Origin of the sequence: Curtobacterium sp. Arg-1 (assembly GCF_025643395.1) — a bacterium.
GTDB classification, from domain to species: domain Bacteria; phylum Actinomycetota; class Actinomycetes; order Actinomycetales; family Microbacteriaceae; genus Curtobacterium; species Curtobacterium poinsettiae.
On sequence record NZ_CP095731.1, the window covers coordinates 1,605,283 to 1,620,091 of the forward strand.

The window sequence follows — 14,809 nt, forward strand, 5'->3', positions numbered from 1 at the left end:
GGCGCTAGTCGTACTGCGGCGGCCAGTCGAAGGGAGCCGGCAGGCGGGGGACCTCGCCCACGGTCGTGACGATGAGGACGACCTGCCGCAGGTCCGTCAGCTCGATCGAGCGCGGGTTGCCGATCCGTCGGTGCCCGTCGACCCACACGGTCAGTTCGCCGCGCAGGCCACCGACGTGCTCCGGGCCGAGCGAGACACCCCACTCGTCGAAGAACTGCCCGAGCGTGAACGTCTGCTTCGTCGGGGACTCGACGTGCACGATGCCCGAGGTGTCGTGCGTGTGGATCTCGGCGGCGAACTCGCGGTCGTCGGAGTGACCGATGTTCGCCGGGACGGTCACCGGTTCGTCGCCGTCCAGGATCGTCAGGTGCGAGTGCACGTGCTCGGCCAGCCGTTCGCCCCAGACGTTGTGCAGCCCGGCGGACTCCGCGCGGGCCGTCAGGTCCGTCGGGCGTGGCCACGGCGGAGCGTCACGGGTGGTCACCGCTCCGGGCGCCGCGCACCCGGACAGCAGCAGGAGTGCGGCCACCGCGACCGCGACGCTCCGCAGGTTCACCAGCGGTCGTGGACGCTCGCGCGGAACCACGTGTCGTACAGGTCGCGGACGGTGGCGTCGAGTCCCTCGATCGGCGGCAGGTCGCCGGCAGCGGCGTTCGAACGCGCCTGCTCCGGGTTGCGCGCGCCCGGGATCGCCGCCGTCACGCCGTCCTGCGCGATGATCCACGCGAGCGCTGCCTGCGGGACGGAGACGGCGTCCGGCAGGGACGCCGCGAAGGTCTGGGCGGCGCGCACGCCGTCGTCGTAGTCGACGCCGCTGAAGGTCTCGCCCTGGTCGAAGGCCTCGCCGTGGCGGTTGTAGTTGCGGTGGTCGCCCTCGGCGAACGACGTGTCGGTCGTGTACTTGCCGGAGAGCAGCCCCGAGGCCAACGGGACGCGCGCGAGGATGCCGACCCCTGCCTCCAGAGCGGCCGGCAGCACGCGGTCGAGCGGCTTGAGCCGGAACGCGTTGAGGATGATCTGGACGCTCGCGACGCCGGGCCGGGCGATCGCGGTGAGCGCCTGGTCGGCGGTCTCGACGCTGACGCCGTAGGCGGCGACCGAGCCGTCGGCGACCAGGGCGTCGAGGGCGTCGTAGACGGCGTCGTCCGCGTAGACCGGGGTCGGCGGGCAGTGCAGCTGCACGAGGTCGAGCGTGTCCTGACCGAGGTTCCGGCGGGAGCGGTCGACCCACTCGCGGAAGTTCGCGGCGACGTAGTTCTCGGGGACCTGGTCGGCGCGACGGCCCATCTTCGTGGTGATCGTCAGCGGCACGTCGGGGTTCGCGGCGCGCCACGCGCCGATGAGCTGCTCGCTCCGGCCGTCACCGTAGACGTCGGCGGTGTCGAACAGGGTGACGCCGGACTCGACGGAGGCGTCCATGACGGCGTTCGCGTCGGCTTCGGAGACCGGACCCCAGTCACCGCCGAACTGCCAGGTGCCGAGGCCGATGGGGGAGACGGAGCGGCCGGTGCGGCCGAGGGTGCGACTCTGCATGGGTCCGAGCGTAGTCAGGCGCGCACGAGCGGGGTTCAGCCGAGCGGGGTTCAGCCGAGCGGGGTTCAGCCGATCGTGGAGACGCCGCGACGCAGGAGCGCTCGCGCTGCCCGGGCACGGGGGATGACCCAGACGGCCGCCCACAGGGCCATCGCGCTCCAGAGCACGATGAGCATCGTCGTGATGAGCGTGCCGTGCTGGTCGCGCATCGACCACGTCATCGCGATCCACAGCACGCCGAGGACGACCTTGCCCCAGCCGGCGCCTTCGCGGTCGGCCTGGGCCTGCACGAGCGGGATCCACTGGTCTGCCGGCACCCCGGCGGGCACCTGGCCGTCGGCGATCCACTCGCGGACGACGATCGACCGTTCGTAGCCGCCCTCGGCGCGCCAGGCTCGGCGCTGCAGGACGACGGCGATCGCGGCTCCGGCCGCCGCGGTCGGGATGCCGACCGAGACCAGGACGGTGGTCGTCGCCTCGGTCCACGACGACAGGACCAGCATGACCAGCACGACGGCGAAGGCGGCACCCGTCACACCTGCACCGAGCAGGCGGAGCCGCCCGGCTTCGTCGAGCACACCGACTCCGACACCGTTCACGCAGGAGAGCGTACCTGCGGACATCGGGGGCCGGGTGCGTTCGTCAGCCCAGTGCCAGCAACCAGCACATGCCGGCGGCGGAGAAGGCCATCGCCCAGCTCACCAGGCTGCCGATCAGGAAGTACTCGGCCTGGTACCCGGTCGTCTCGCGGCGGATCTCGGGGAACCGGACGATCCCCTTCGCGGCGATCAGGGCGGCGACGACGGGGAAGGCGCCGGCCAACGAGAACCCGGCCAGCAGCAGCCGCTCGATCGGGCCGATCATGCGTCCGCCCTTGAGGGTGACCGTGCTGTCCGCGGCTGCGGCTGCGGCTGCGTCGGCCGCGGGTGCCTTGGCGGTGCGGCGCCAGCCGAAGCGCTTGCGGCGGGTCTGCTCGGCCGCTGCCGCCGCGTCGGGCCGTGCGTCGGACGACAGCCCCGGTGGCAGCGCCTGGGCGACGACCACGTTGGCCGAGTCGACCAGGAACAGCGCCGAGCCGACGCCGGCGACGATAGCTGCGAGCGGGACGGCTCCGACGAACGTCGGGCCGGCGTCGCGGTGCCAGTCGACCACGAAGCCGGACGCGTCCGGGCCCGGCGCCCAGAGCAGCAGCACGGCGACGGCGACCGCGAGCAGGACGGCCGGCCAGGACCCCGAGCGGCGGAGCCAGGGGAGTGGTCGATCCCGACCGCCGGGGGTTCCGCCGGAGCGCACCGGGATCGTGGTCGCGACCCACAGGGCTGCGAGGACGACCGTGACGAGCGCCGACCAGACGGCGAGGCCGAAGCCGAGCACCGCCGTCGTCGTCACGGCGGCCCAGAGCAGGACGATCACGGTGGTGGTCAGCACGCGCCGTGGTGCCGCGTCCGTCCCGGTCCGTGCGCGGACGACGTCGGCCAGCCCGACGAGGGCGAGGAGGACACCCGCGAGCATCAGCGGCCCCCGTCCCCGAGGACGCGGAGGCCCTCGACCACGGCGGCCACGCCCGACTTCTGCACGGTCTGGGACACCGCCGACGGGCTGATCCCCTCGTCCGCGGCGATCTGCGCCTGCGTCCGGCCCTGCACGAGCCCGAGTGCGATCCGGCGGGCGCGGGGTGCGAGCCGCGAGACGACGTGGTCGCGACCGAGGAAGTAGGCGTTCACGAGGCGCTCCGTCGTTCCGTGGCGGTCGTCCGCGTCGTGGTACCAGGACCGGAGGAACGCGGTCCGGCCGTCCTCGCGGCGGTGGGTCTCGTTGATGGCGTCCCGCGCCGACCACCAGCCGGGGCCGTCCTGCAGGGGGCCGCCGCCGCCGGTACCGATCGTCCGGACCTGTCCGCGGCCGATGCCGAGCCGGATCTGCACCGTCTGGGGGAGCGCGAGGGTCGCTGCCGTGGTCGCCAGCAGCGCGTCGGTGAGCGTGCCGTAGATGACCTGGAACTCGTCGCCGACGGTGGCGCGCAGGGGATCGAGGGCGGTGACGTCAGCGGTACTGTCGAACGCGCGCTCGACGTCGTGCTGGGCTGCGGAGCGGTCCGCGAGCGTGCGGGAGTCGACCAGGTCGACGATCACGGCGAACACGGGCTCGGGCTGCATGGGTTAAGCGTAGAGCTTCATATCGTCGAAAGTAAGGTTCGGGCTAAACCAGTCGGGTCGGTCGCTCGTGCACCGGGGCGGGCTGACGGCTGAAATGTCACCTTCTCGACGTGTGCCGTCGAACCTGACAGCATGGGCGGACGCTGTCGGAGGGGACGAGCAGATGGATGATGCACGACCGGGGACGGGTGTCGCAGGCGCCGGATCGACGGGGACCGCGGTGCGGCGGCAGTACGGCCCACCACCCGTGCCGCTGATCGCCTGGAGCGGTGGCCGTGCGGTGTTCGCCTTCGGGGTGCCGTTCGCTGCCGGGCTGTTGCTGGCCGGGGTGGTGCTGTTGCTCGGCGTACCGGGTGGTCGGGTCGCCCTGGTGAACGGTGCGTTCGCGGCCCTCGACGGGACCGGGGTGCCTGCGCCCCTCTTCGCCGTGGGCGCGGTCATCGCGGCGCTCGGGCTCGGTTTCGGGGTGACCGCAGCCACCGTGGTCGTGCTCGCGGCCGCAGACGATGCGGTGGCGGGGCCGCGCGACGCCTGGCGGTGGTCGGTCCACCACTGGCGGCTCGTCGTCGAGGCCGCTCTCGTCGCGTTGGTGGCGGTGGCGGTGGTGACGGCCACCGCTGTGTGGTGGCGGGCAGGTGGATGGGGCACCGTCGTGATCGTCGTGCTGCTGGCGGTCGGTGCCCTCATCGTGGCGCCGCTGCTGCTCGGCTGGGCGCTGGTCGTGGCCGGTGTGCCCCGTCGATCGGCCTACCGTCGCGCCTGGGGATCTGGTCGGGTCATCGTCCGTGGTGGGGACGAGGCGACGGCGACGCCACGTCGTGCGCTCGTCGGGGGAGCGACACTGGTGACGGTGCTCGGGGTCGGCGTCCTGCTGCTGCTGCGCCTGTTGCCGCCGTCGGCGCTCCGGAGCAGCGTCGTCGTGGCCTGGTGCTGCATCGCCGTGACCGGCCTGGTGCTGGTCGTCGTCGCGATCGCGGTGCGCGGGGCCGCAACACGGAACGACGGCGGTCGGCTCCGGTCACCGCTGACGACGGACCCGGTGGCCGGGGGACGACGGGCGCGACCTGGACTCGTCGGAGCGGGCGTGGTGGTCGTCCCGGCGGTGGTGTTCGCGGTGATCGTCTCGAGCAATCCGATCGGCGTCGTGCAGTACGACGCCGCCCCTGCGGATGCGCGCGGCCTGCTCGGCGGCGACATCGCGGACGTCGGAGGCCGGACGGCGGTCGTGAGCACGCCGTCGACACCGCCCAGCCGTCTGCGGATGTGTGGGGACGCGTCGTGCGACACCCCCCGTCGAGATGCCCGGCCTGACCGGCGGCTCCGCGATCGGGAGCGCCGGCGACGGTGGGTTGCTCACCGCCCAGTGGAAGGTGCGGTTCGACGGCGAGGAAGCGCAGCAGTACGAGCTCGAGGTCGTGCACTCACGCGCGGACCAACTCGATGTGGCACCGAAGTCGGACGGTGCCGCCTGGCCCGCGGGGAGACGGGCGGAGAAGCGTGACTCCGCCGACGAGGCGCCGGCCGTGGACCGCCCGGAAGGGCGCCGCACCACGGTCGCCGCCGTCGACATCGTGGACACCGATCAGGGGCGCGTCAGCTACTGGATGACCGACGTGGCAGTCGCGAGTTCCGGCGACCGGCCGGTCGTGGTCGGGATCGCCCGCGGCGGTGAACCGGAAGGACGCTCGCACCTGGTCGCCGTGTTCTGCGAGGACGTGTCCTGCGCCGAACACACGGTTCGGCAGGTGGCGCTGCCGTGGATCCCGCCGCTGGACCACCAGGGTGTGGACGTCGCCGTCGCGCCGGACGGCACCGCCGTGGTCTCGCTGGTGTCCGAGACCGACGCCGGTTCACCGACCTTCTCCGCCCTGCGGCTGGTGTCGTTCCGCCCGGACGGCGGCCAGCCCGTCGTCCGCGACCTGTCGCACGCGATCCCGCCGGGCAAGCCGGTGCGGGCGTGGGACGAGGCGTACGACGCGCGGGTGGCGATCGGCGGCGACGGGAACCCGGTCGTGCTCGCGCGGTCGAACGGGATCGCGACCCAACGGCTGACGTTCTGCGCGGATGCGTCGTGCTCGTCTTCGTCACACACGGACATCACGCCGAACGGGCCGACGAACCTGCTCCCGGCGTTCGTCATCGATCGATCGGGGCGGCCACTCGTCGCGGTCCGTGACGAGGAACGCGGCACCCTGGGACTCCTGTCGTGCCGTGATGCGCGGTGCACCGGTTCCGAGCAGACGACGATCGCCCGGTTCCCGCCGCTGCAGGACGCACGGTCGAGCACCGGCACCCTGGCGATCGGCCTGACCGCCGACGACACCCCGATCGTGCTGTCCGGTGGTGCGACGGACGACCGGGACGAGGACGTGCCTGGCCTCGTGATCCGGTGCGATCGACCCCGGTGCGGGACGTCGTGACGTGCCTGCTCGGTTCGACGACGATCGAGCGCTGACACTCTAGGATCGTGGTGAGGGCCTTTAGCTCAGCTGGTAGAGCGCCACGTTTACACCGTGGATGTCGTCGGTTCGATCCCGGCAGGGCCCACTCACGAGGCCGGACCAGAACGTGCTGGGGCTGCGCCACAACGCATGCAGTCCGGCTCGGGACCACGGTGCTGCAGGGTCCGTTACAGAGACCGAAGGCCACGACCGAGCGGTCGGAACTCGTATGCTCCGACCATGGGGATGAACAAGGACCAGCAGCTCGCCGCGATCGTCGGGGGTCTGGTTGCAGTGTTCGCCGGCGTCGGTGTGATCGTCGCCTTGGCAACGGGGCTCGTCGGCTCGTAGACGATCGCCGCCGCATCCACCGCGTCGCCGACCGGATCGCCGCGGTCCCGTTCTCTGCCTCGGTAGAACGTCCGGTTCCGGACCGCGCTTCCGCAGCGAGCGGTTGTCGTTCCGGCGTCCTGGCCCTCGCACTGGGGACCTTCGCCCACCCACCCTCCTGCTCCACGAGTCCGAAACATCCTCACGCAATTGATCCGAGGAGTGGACCCGTATGTCGATGACGACACTGCAGCAGACCGCGTCCGCCCCGACCGGGGTGCTCGAGTCCCCGGTCCGGCGACGGAACCCAGTGAAGGAGCAGCACGCATTCGCTCCGCCGGCGGCACCGATGCGAGTGGCTCCCGACGCCGTGGACGATCGCGCGTTCGCGATGATCGTCGGGCGGAATGCTGCTCTGCTCCGAACGATCGCCGTGCGGATCCTGCGCGGGTCCAGCGAAGCCGACGACGTCGTGCAGGAGACCTTCATCGCCGCGTGGACCCATCTCGAAGCGCTGCGCGATGCTGACGCGATCACGGCGTGGCTCGTGACCACGGTCCGACGCCGGAGCTTCGATCGGCTCCGGAGTGCTGCGACGCGGTACCGGACGCAACTCGATGAGACGGCTCCTGAATCCGTCGACAACGCCCCGGGAGCCGTCGCGGAGCGAGCATTGCTGGTCGCAGCCGCGCAGCGGGTCATCGACGGTATGGCGCCGATGCAGCGACGGTGTTGGGAGTTGCGCCATCTCGAGCGTCGGTCCTACGCCGAGATCGCCGAGGCGCTGGGTCTGCCGCACTCGACCGTGCGTGGTCACATCGCGCGTGCGCGAGCGGTGGTCGATCGGTCTCTCGTCAGCTGGCGGTGAGGCGGTGAGGCGGTGAGGCGGCGAGGTCGATCGATCAGGGTCTCCGGCCTCGCGCAGGGGTGTCACCAGCTCTCGTGCGGCGGAGACGTGCGCTCTCGGGAGTCGTCGGCGGCCAGGATCGATGCCGTCACCGCTGGCCACAGCGCATCCAGCCGCGGCCCCCACGGGGCCGCCATCACCCCGCTCGTGCGAAGCGTGCTGACCTCCGACAGGGAGACCCAGCGCCAGTCCATCACCTCGGCAGGATCCGCTCGCACCGCTGACCCACTCGGCTCCTGCACGACGAAGAGGTCCACGAGCGCCGTCTCCTCCGTGAAGCGGCCGACGCGGCGCAGCGCCTCGGGCTCGACGGTGACGTTGGTCTCCTCGAGCAGCTCTCGGCACGCAGCTGCAGGACCAGTCTCGCCTGCGAACGCGCTCCCACCGGGGAACTCCCACCCGAAGGCGAACTCCTTCGTCGGAGCCCGCTGCGTGAGCAGGACGGTTCCGTCGGCTCGGTGGACGCACACCGTGACCACCAGATGGAACGCCCCACCCGGCCAACCCGCGTCACCGCGCCGGAACGTCCCACCCGTCGGCACCCCGGCCGCGTCAACAAGATCCCACCACTCGTCCACACCGCCAGCGTAGGACGAACCGGCACGCCGAACATCGAGACGCGGTGTCGGCAGCGGATCGGCTACCGGCCGCCGGAACGACGCGCTGCTCGGGCTCGCCGTCGCTCGTCACGCCGTGCTCGCCACTCGGCGTCCTGCTGATCCTGCAGCGGGCTCCGGCCCATGCTTCCGCGAGCGGCGAGGAAGATGAGCACGACGACGACAACCAGTACGACCGGCACGAGGAACTGCAGCAACAACATCGCTCCCTCCAACTTCTGCTCACCCCAAGATAGTTGGTGTGGAGCTCGGCCAGCCGTCGCCGGCAAGACCAGCGCCCGAAGGTCGATCGGCTCGCGGGACGACGCCGCCAGCAGATCGGCGAGCGAGACGTGCTGTCGGGATGCTGGCCAGGTTCCCGAGACCCGCAGCGCTCCGCACGCGCTCGATCCCCGGACAGCGGTCCGCGACGACACGCAGCCGGAACGGCCATCGAGCGGGCTTGATCGAGAGTTCGGCCACCTCGACGACAGCATCGTCCGGCATGTCGGGGTAGTAGTTCTCGCGGAGCTGCTGCCCGAAGAGCTGCATGTCCGTCTCAGGAGGCTGGCGCGCCTGTTCTGCGGTGAGGGTGTCGAGCCGGTACTGGTGCACGGCGGTGATCGTGCCGGCCAGCGGTTCGGCAGTCGGGTGGTCGTCGAACACGAACGTCGCATCGCCGACCCGCACGGATTCGTTCCACCGGACTGTGGTGACCTTCTCGCCGCTGATGATCGCTTCGTGGTGCTTCTGGTGGAAGTGGACGGTGGACGGGTCGGAGTCGGTCATGCATCCACCTTGCCGGATGGCGATCGAAGGGCGCGGGAGTCCGACGGCGCGCTGTCCAGCGAGTGAGCCTGCAACGCTTCTCAGCGCACCTGGTCGCGTCCGGTCATACGATCGTCTCACGAGCGCAACCCCGGCAGGTCCGGCGCGAGTGCGACGACTTCCGTGACGAGACGAACGGGTTCATCGCATGCACGCAATCGTCGTCGGGGGCGGTGTCGCAGGCCTCGCCACAGCCATCGCGCTGCACCGAGCAGGGCACGTCCCGATCGTGCTCGAGCGGAGCACCGGCGCTGCAGACGACGCCGGATCCTGGTTGCAGGTGGCCAGCAACGGGGTCGGAGCGCTCCGTGCGCTCGGTCTCGGCGCCGCCGTCGCGAAGATCGGGGTCCCGACGCCGCGGTTGCAGACCTTCGACCCGAAGGGGCGGCTGACCGCGGAGCTCCCGCTCGGGCTCCAGCAGGAGGAGGGCGCGACCCGTTCGCTGCAACGAGCCGATCTCCACCGGCTCCTCCGGACCGACACGGAACAGCGGGGCATCACGATCATCCAGGGCGCCCGGGTGCTGAGCGCTGTCGACGAGGGTGACCGGGCGAGCGTGCTCACCGAGACGCTCGAGCGGTTCACCGCAGACATCGTCGTCGGCGCCGACGGCATCGGTTCCGCTGTCCGACGCACCTTCGGGAGCCACGGACCCGAGCACGGTGGCGCAACCCCGACGGATGTGCTGGCTCCCGTCGTCAACGTCGGTGGCAGTTCCTCCGGCACCGGGCTCACGGAATCCGAGACCGGTCCCGCAGGCACCCTGCAGTTCCGGTTCGGCAGGGATTGCTTCGTCTGCACGTTGCGGGTCGACGCTTCCACCGTCATGTGGTTCGCGAACCCCCGGCTCAGCGCCGTGGACGGCGGCGCCTCAGCTGCAGTCGGGATGACCGGAGCCGAGTGGGTCGCGATGCTCCCGCGTCTCGTCGGGCGGGACGTCCTGCCGACGCCTGCCCTGCTGGCGGGCTCGGCCGACGTGGACGTGTGGGCGTCGCGCACCACGCCGCGCCCGGTGCGGTGGGGATGCGGGCGGGTGGTCCTCGTCGGGGACGCGGCACACGCGATTCCTCCGACGGCGGGGCAGGGTGCTTCCCTCGCTCTCGAGGACGCCGTCATCCTCGGTTCGCTGGTGGCGAGTGGCGTGCCGGCAACGACCCTTGCGGTCCACATGCACGAGCGACACGGTCAGCGTGTGCGCGCCATCACGCGCCAAGGGGAGTTGTTGGACACGAGCAAGACGCTCGGCAGGGTGGGATCCATCGTCCGCGATCGGTTCGTCCTGCCCGGCGCAGCGTTCACGGCGCGGCGAGACCGTGGGGGACCTGCGGCGTGGATGTACCGGTTCGACCCGTCGACCTGATCCGCGACGAACCTCCGAGCAGCAGGGTGCAGTGAGCACTCCCGCCACGCACCTCGGTCAGCCGCGGTCTCGCGCCATCCCGGCCTCGGTGTTGCGGGCGCCGACGACGACACCGTGCGGTGCGGCCGCCTCGATGCGATCCAGGTCGCCGTCGGTGAGCACCACGTCGGCAGCGGCGACGTTCTCCTCGACACGCGATGCCCTCGTGGTGCCGGGAATCGGCACGGTACCGGCCCGGATCAGCCACGCGAGGGCGAGCTGCGCCGTGGTGACGCCCTTCTCGTCTGCGATGACCGTGAGTGCGTCGACGATGCGGAGGTTCGCGTCGATGGCTTCGTCGGAGAACCGGGGGAGGTTCCGTCGGGCGTCGCCGGCGGGGAGGCCGTCCTTCCTGGTGATGTTCCCGGACAGGAACCCCCGCCCGAGCGGTGAGAAGGGCACGAACCCGATGCCGAGCTCCCTGGCGGTGTCGAGGACGCCGTTGTGTTCGGCGTCACGCTCGAACAGGCTGTACTCCGACTGGATCGCGGTGATCGGGAACGTCGCGTGCGCACGGCGCAGGGTCTCGGCGGAGGTCTCCGAGACGCCGATGGCACGGGCCTTGCCGGCGGTGACGGCTTCAGCCATCGCACCGATCGTGTCTTCGATCGGCACGTTCGGGTCGGCGCGGTGCAGGTACCAGAGGTCGACGTGGTCGGTGCCGAGGTGGCTGAGGGAGCGGTCGATCGCGCGGCGGGCGTGCTCGGGGGACCCGTCGAGTCCGATCGGGGTGCCGTCGTCGGCGAAGTCGGTGGCGAACTTCGATGCGACGACCACGCGGCCCCGGTCGGCGCCGAGGACCCGGCCGAGCAGCTCCTCGTTCGCGAACGGCCCGTACGCCTCTGCCGTGTCGAACAGGGTGATCCCCGTGTCGAGTGCGCGGCGGATGGTCTCGACGGACCCGGCTTCGGTGGCACCGCCGTAGAAGGCGCTCATCCCCATGCACCCGAGCCCGAGTGCGGACGTGACGAGGCCTTGCGAGCCGAGGGGGAGTTGCTGCACGGGAGTGCTCCGTTCTTCTCCGGGGAGGACCCGGGCGACAACGACGATCCACCCTGGTGCGCAGACCATGTCAAGTGCGAGACTGCGCCCTGTGCTGCTTCCCGAGGTCCACGTCGTCGAACCGGTGACGATCGGCGTCGCGGCGGACGTGCTCGGCATCACCATCGACACGATCCGCTACTACGAGAAGGAAGGCATCGCGCCCGCGCCCGAGCGCGGTCCGGATGGATGGCGGCGGTACGACACGGCTGCGCTGCGCTGGCTCGCCGGGACGGTGATGCTCCGCGGTACGGGGATGAACGTGCGGGAGATGCGTGAGTACGCGGCCGCGTACCGAGCCGGTGCCGATGACGCCGAACGACTCGCGCTCCTCGAGCGCCACCACGCGGTCGTGCTGGATCGACAGGGGGAACTGCTCCGTCACCTGGCCGCGTTGGAACGGAAGATCGACGCGTACCGCCAGTCGATCACCGACGGGAACGTGCGACCGTCGGGCGGATCAGCTGCCTGAAGCCCTGGTCCGTTCGTCCGGCCTCCGGCCCACGTCGGGCAGCGGGCCGCGTGCCGCGGAGCAGGAGCCGGCGCACCGGGACCTCCACCGCGTCGTGCAGGACGGACGCGACGGCGAGTGCGACCACCAGGGCGAGCAGGGTCAGGAGCACGCTGGTCACGTCTCCGTCGGCCGTGCCCGGGGGTCGGAACGCCAGCACGGCGTCGATCGTCAGGAGATGGACGAGGTAGAACGCGAACGACCTGGTCCCCAGGTGCACGAGCAGTGGAGACGACAGGCCGGTGGTGCGTCCTTCGACGTCCGCCCTGGCGAGCGCGGGCAGCAGCAGCGAGAACCCCACGACCGTGCAGCCGGTCAGTGCGAAGCGCGACGTGGGGTGCAGGTCTGCGGCGAGGAGGCCCGCGACCGTCAGCAGGACGGGGACCGCGAGTCGTGGTCCGCGCCAGGCGCCCGAGCGCACCAGGGCAGCGGTGAGGACACCGAGCAGGAACTCCGGGAACCGTGCCGGTGGCCAGCTCGCCGGGACCGGAGAACCGGGCAGGTGCGGCACGAGCACCGGCGCGACCAGGACGAGGACGGCTGCCAGCGCGGCGAGGGCCGCGAGCACGGCGGGGTGCGCGGAACGGAGCAGCCGGATGAGGAACGGGAACGTCAGGTAGAAGAACGCTTCGCAGGTCAGCGACCACGACACCGGGTTCCCGGCTTGCCACCACGGGGCGTGCCAGGCGTTGACGAGCAGGACGTTCGCCACGAGGGCTGCCGGCGACGTCGTCCGGATGCCCGGCAGAAGTGTCGCTGCCACGATGATCGCGGCGAGGACGGCGACCAGGTGGAGCGGCCAGATCCGCGCGGCACGGCGGGCCCAGAAGCGCAGTGCGGCTCGCACCGGTCCCGCGGTGTCGTCGTCCGCGCGGTCCGACCAGGCCAGGACGAAGCCGGAGAGCATGAAGAACAGCGAGACGCCGGTGTCGCCGCTACCGACCACGGCACTCAGGGCCGTCTGCGCGGTCCCGTCGAAGTACCCGAGGTTCCGCACGTGGTAGGCGAACACCCCGAACGCCGCGACCCAGCGCAGGCCGGTCAACGACGGCAGGACGGGGTGCTCGAGCGCGGGGTCGGTTCTGGACATGCCCTCATCGGAACAGTCGGCACGTCAGCCGGGCGTCTGGTCGAGCGCATACGCTCCGCATACATCCGACCTGCTGTGCTGACCGGGTCCGGATCAGCCGGAGCAGCGAGAAGCGAGGAGCGACGTGCGGGTACTGGTGGTGGAGGACGAGCCGTTCCTGGCGGAGGCGATCCGCGCGGGCCTGCGGCTCGAGGCGATCGCCGCCGACACGGTGGGCGACGGGTTGGCCGCGCTCGATCAGCTGGCCGTCCACACGTACGACGTGGTCGTGCTCGACCGGGACATCCCCGGTCTGCACGGGGACGACGTCTGCGCCCGGATCGTCGCTGACCCGGAAGCACCGAGCGTCCTCATGTTGACGGCGTCGACGACACTCGCTGAGCGCGTCCACGGCCTCCAGCTCGGGGCCGACGACTACCTCGGCAAGCCCTTCGACTTCGAGGAGCTCGTGGCACGCCTCCGGGCGCTGAACCGTCGAGCACGTCGCGCGGTCGCACCGGTCCTCGAGACGGCTGGTCTCCGGCTCGATCCCTTCCGACGCGAGGCCTACCGCGACGGCCGCTACCTGCGCCTGGGGCGCAAGGAGTTCGCGGTCCTCGAGGTCCTGCTGCGTGCCGACGGCGGGTTCGTGAGTGCCGAGCAGCTGCTCGAGCAGGTGTGGGACGAGCACGCTGACCCGTTCACCAACGCGGTGCGGCTGACCATCTCGACCCTGCGGAAGAAGCTCGGCAGTCCCGACGCCATCCGGACGCTGCCCGGTGTCGGGTACGCGGTCGCGCCGGGTCCAGTGCACGAGGGTCCGGAAGCATGAGGATCGCCGCGCTGCGCCGTCTGTCGATCCGGGCGCGCCTCACCCTGACGTACACGGCGCTGATCCTGCTGACCGGTGCCGTCATGCTCGCGGTCGTCTTCGCAGTCCTCGCCATCGTGCCCGGCTACGCGTTCACGGCGGGCCCGTTCCCCTACGGATCGACCCACGACGTGTACGAGATCACCGGCCGCGACGACGTCCTGCGCCTCTTCGTCATCGTCTCGGTCCCGGCGTTGCTCGTGGTCGGGGGCATCGGTGGTGTCGTCAGTTGGCTCGTCGCGGGCAGACTCCTCCGCCCGCTGCGCGACATCATCACGACCGCCGACCGGCTCGGTGCCGGCACGCTGGACGCCCGGGTGGACGTCTCGGGTCCACCGGACGAGATCCGCGACGTCGGTGCGACGCTGAACCGGATGCTCGACCGCCTGGAGACCGCCTTCGTCAGCCGGTCGCGGTTCGCGGCGAACGCCTCGCACGAACTCCGGACGCCGCTCGCCACGATGAAGACGATGCTGCAGGTCGCCCTCCGCGCACCCGACGGGCCGGACCGGACGCAGACCCTCGAACGGCTGCTCGTCACCACGGACCAGATGATCCGCATGACGACGGCGCTGCTCGACCTGGCACGGGGGGACGAGCCCATCGACGCACGCCCGGTGTCGCTCCGCGACGAGGTCGCGGCCGCGCTGCTGGCGGTGGACGCAGAACGCCTCGCCCGGCGGATCGTCGTGTCGGTGCAGCTCGACGACGTCGTCGTGCTGGGCAACCGACCCCTGCTCGGGCAACTCGTCGGCAACCTGATCCGCAACGCCGTGGTCCACAACGTCTCCGGCGGGAGCCTACGGGTGGTGCTCGACGCTCGGTCCTCCGAGCTCCGGGTCGAGAACGACGGCGAGGTGATCCCGACCGACGAGGCGCACGAGTTGACGGAGCCGTTCCGACGACGCCACCGCACGCGGACGGACGGGAGCGGGCACGGGCTCGGCCTGCCGCTCGTCGCGATGATCGCGGCCGTCCACGGTGCGGAGCTGACCCTGACGGCGCGAGCTGTCGGCGGGTTGACCGCTTCGACCCGCTTCCCGGATCGGCAGCCACCAGATCCGGCAGGACCCAGCCGATCGGCACCCCGGGTCCTCGGCGATCACCCCGGCGTCCGGTAGCGTCAG

16 protein-coding genes and 1 tRNA gene are annotated in these 14,809 nt (G+C 71.4%); 8 read left to right on the forward strand and 9 right to left on the reverse strand.

Annotated elements, in window-relative coordinates:
* Positions 1–4: 4 nt before the first annotated feature.
* The 5 genes from MXD64_RS07700 to MXD64_RS07720 form a co-directional block, all read right to left on the reverse strand.
* Entirely contained in the window at positions 5–556 is a 552-nt protein-coding gene (locus MXD64_RS07700) for a hypothetical protein (protein WP_052481782.1), read from the reverse strand.
* Positions 553–1,533, reverse strand: a complete 981-nt coding sequence (locus MXD64_RS07705; RefSeq protein WP_071251443.1) for an aldo/keto reductase — start codon at positions 1,531–1,533, stop codon at positions 553–555. Before MXD64_RS07705 ends, MXD64_RS07700 begins: the two co-directional genes overlap by 4 nt.
* A gap of 65 nt (positions 1,534–1,598) precedes the next feature.
* Positions 1,599–2,132 (reverse strand): hypothetical protein, encoded by a 534-nt coding sequence (locus tag MXD64_RS07710; protein WP_071251445.1) that lies wholly within the window; start codon positions 2,130–2,132, stop codon positions 1,599–1,601.
* 43 nt (positions 2,133–2,175) lie between these two features.
* Positions 2,176–3,045 carry a hypothetical protein gene (locus MXD64_RS07715; protein WP_263137353.1) on the reverse strand — a complete coding sequence of 290 codons (870 nt, stop codon included), beginning with the start codon at positions 3,043–3,045 and terminating at the stop codon, positions 2,176–2,178.
* Positions 3,045–3,689, reverse strand: a complete 645-nt coding sequence (locus MXD64_RS07720; RefSeq protein ID WP_159556430.1) for a SatD family protein — start codon at positions 3,687–3,689, stop codon at positions 3,045–3,047. Before MXD64_RS07720 ends, MXD64_RS07715 begins: the two co-directional genes overlap by 1 nt.
* Before the next feature lie 163 nt (positions 3,690–3,852).
* Between MXD64_RS07720 and MXD64_RS07725 the strand changes: the two genes are divergently transcribed.
* The 4 genes from MXD64_RS07725 to MXD64_RS07740 all read left to right on the forward strand — a co-directional run bounded on the left by MXD64_RS07725 (position 3,853) and on the right by MXD64_RS07740 (position 7,328).
* Positions 3,853–5,190, forward strand: a complete 1,338-nt coding sequence (locus MXD64_RS07725) for a hypothetical protein (protein WP_263137354.1) — start codon at positions 3,853–3,855, stop codon at positions 5,188–5,190.
* Positions 5,191–5,212: 22 nt separating this feature from the next.
* The gene (locus MXD64_RS07730; protein ID WP_263137355.1) at positions 5,213–6,109 is read left to right on the forward strand and encodes a hypothetical protein; all 897 of its coding nucleotides are present in this window, start codon (positions 5,213–5,215) and stop codon (positions 6,107–6,109) included.
* Positions 6,110–6,163: 54 nt separating this feature from the next.
* Positions 6,164–6,236: transfer RNA gene (locus tag MXD64_RS07735), tRNA-Val, on the forward strand.
* Between the two features lie 456 nt (positions 6,237–6,692).
* Positions 6,693–7,328 carry an RNA polymerase sigma factor gene (locus tag MXD64_RS07740; RefSeq protein ID WP_263137356.1) on the forward strand — a complete coding sequence of 212 codons (636 nt, stop codon included), beginning with the start codon at positions 6,693–6,695 and terminating at the stop codon, positions 7,326–7,328.
* 62 nt (positions 7,329–7,390) lie between these two features.
* Here MXD64_RS07740 and MXD64_RS07745 read toward each other — a convergent pair whose 3' ends face one another.
* Entirely contained in the window at positions 7,391–7,945 is a 555-nt protein-coding gene (locus MXD64_RS07745) for an NUDIX domain-containing protein (RefSeq protein ID WP_263137357.1), read from the reverse strand.
* A gap of 261 nt (positions 7,946–8,206) precedes the next feature.
* The gene (locus MXD64_RS07750; protein WP_263137358.1) at positions 8,207–8,752 is read right to left on the reverse strand and encodes an ASCH domain-containing protein; all 546 of its coding nucleotides are present in this window, start codon (positions 8,750–8,752) and stop codon (positions 8,207–8,209) included.
* 187 nt (positions 8,753–8,939) lie between these two features.
* Between MXD64_RS07750 and MXD64_RS07755 the strand changes: the two genes are divergently transcribed.
* Positions 8,940–10,151, forward strand: a complete 1,212-nt coding sequence (locus tag MXD64_RS07755) for an FAD-dependent oxidoreductase (RefSeq protein WP_263137360.1) — start codon at positions 8,940–8,942, stop codon at positions 10,149–10,151.
* 57 nt (positions 10,152–10,208) lie between these two features.
* Here MXD64_RS07755 and MXD64_RS07760 read toward each other — a convergent pair whose 3' ends face one another.
* On the reverse strand, positions 10,209–11,192 hold the full coding sequence (locus MXD64_RS07760) for an aldo/keto reductase (RefSeq protein ID WP_017885717.1): 984 nt from the start codon (positions 11,190–11,192) through the stop codon (positions 10,209–10,211).
* 91 nt (positions 11,193–11,283) lie between these two features.
* Here MXD64_RS07760 and MXD64_RS07765 point away from each other — a divergent pair, with 91 nt between their 5' ends.
* Positions 11,284–11,703, forward strand: a complete 420-nt coding sequence (locus tag MXD64_RS07765; RefSeq protein WP_052481778.1) for a MerR family transcriptional regulator — start codon at positions 11,284–11,286, stop codon at positions 11,701–11,703.
* Here the strand turns inward: MXD64_RS07765 and MXD64_RS07770 are convergent.
* Positions 11,660–12,832: an acyltransferase family protein gene (locus MXD64_RS07770; protein ID WP_214519645.1), complete on the reverse strand. Its 1,173-nt coding sequence runs from the start codon at positions 12,830–12,832 to the stop codon at positions 11,660–11,662. The two genes, MXD64_RS07765 and MXD64_RS07770, sit on opposite strands and share 44 nt — an antisense overlap.
* 124 nt (positions 12,833–12,956) lie before the next feature.
* Here MXD64_RS07770 and MXD64_RS07775 point away from each other — a divergent pair, with 124 nt between their 5' ends.
* Positions 12,957–13,643, forward strand: coding sequence for a response regulator transcription factor (locus tag MXD64_RS07775; RefSeq protein WP_040418670.1), 687 nt, complete (start codon positions 12,957–12,959; stop codon positions 13,641–13,643).
* Positions 13,640–14,803 carry a sensor histidine kinase gene (locus MXD64_RS07780; protein ID WP_017885713.1) on the forward strand — a complete coding sequence of 388 codons (1,164 nt, stop codon included), beginning with the start codon at positions 13,640–13,642 and terminating at the stop codon, positions 14,801–14,803. Before MXD64_RS07775 ends, MXD64_RS07780 begins: the two co-directional genes overlap by 4 nt.
* Positions 14,804–14,809 lie beyond the last annotated feature (6 nt).

Coding starts and splice junctions, on each gene's coding strand:
- MXD64_RS07705 (WP_071251443.1), bottom strand. CDS start 1,533: ATGCAGAGTCGCACCCTCGGCCGCACCGGCCGCTCCGTCTCCCCCATC.
- MXD64_RS07715 (WP_263137353.1), bottom strand. CDS start 3,045: ATGCTCGCGGGTGTCCTCCTCGCCCTCGTCGGGCTGGCCGACGTCGTC.
- MXD64_RS07720 (WP_159556430.1), bottom strand. CDS start 3,689: ATGCAGCCCGAGCCCGTGTTCGCCGTGATCGTCGACCTGGTCGACTCC.
- MXD64_RS07725 (WP_263137354.1), top strand. CDS start 3,853: ATGGATGATGCACGACCGGGGACGGGTGTCGCAGGCGCCGGATCGACG.
- MXD64_RS07740 (WP_263137356.1), top strand. CDS start 6,693: ATGTCGATGACGACACTGCAGCAGACCGCGTCCGCCCCGACCGGGGTG.
- MXD64_RS07750 (WP_263137358.1), bottom strand. CDS start 8,752: ATGACCGACTCCGACCCGTCCACCGTCCACTTCCACCAGAAGCACCAC.
- MXD64_RS07755 (WP_263137360.1), top strand. CDS start 8,940: ATGCACGCAATCGTCGTCGGGGGCGGTGTCGCAGGCCTCGCCACAGCC.
- MXD64_RS07770 (WP_214519645.1), bottom strand. CDS start 12,832: ATGTCCAGAACCGACCCCGCGCTCGAGCACCCCGTCCTGCCGTCGTTG.
- MXD64_RS07780 (WP_017885713.1), top strand. CDS start 13,640: ATGAGGATCGCCGCGCTGCGCCGTCTGTCGATCCGGGCGCGCCTCACC.